1 pseudogene is annotated in these 472 nt (G+C 26.3%); it reads left to right on the plus strand.

The features are described 5' to 3' along the window. Nucleotides 1–196: 196 nt before the first annotated feature. Nucleotides 197–472, plus strand: a pseudogene (locus ON24_RS08845) (transposase); the annotation flags it as partial.

The following is a 472-nucleotide window of genomic DNA, read 5'->3' on the forward strand; positions in this document are numbered from 1 at the left end:
AAGATCTTAAAAAAAACTAAAAACAACAGACATAAAAACAGAATATTTTGCTTTTTTAGATGAAACGTCTTGCCAAAATGTTCCAAATGTTAGAAGAATATTATATACTCCTGGAGAAAAAAATATACAAGTAAAATATCCAGTAAAATTTGGAATAAACGTAACAGGATTTCAAGGAATCAATTGCAACTCCTACATGGAAGCAAATACAAAAAACAATGCATTTCAATTTGTAATTACATTATGTCATTACCGTATTGAAAACATGACCAATAAATTAGGTAAACAATTAATCGAGGAAGCAATAAAGAATGAAAACCTGTCTGATGAAAAAATAAAAAAATATTTATCCTCCAAATCATTAAACGAAATGGATCTGATAAATAAAATCAATAATGAACTATATAATGACAATTCCAAACAGAAGTCAATAGAAAAAATTCAAAAGATTTGCAGGAAAGAAGACAACAAT

Source organism: Methanobrevibacter boviskoreani JH1, from assembly GCF_000320505.1.
In the GTDB taxonomy this organism is placed as follows: Archaea; Methanobacteriota; Methanobacteria; order Methanobacteriales; family Methanobacteriaceae; genus Methanarmilla; species Methanarmilla boviskoreani.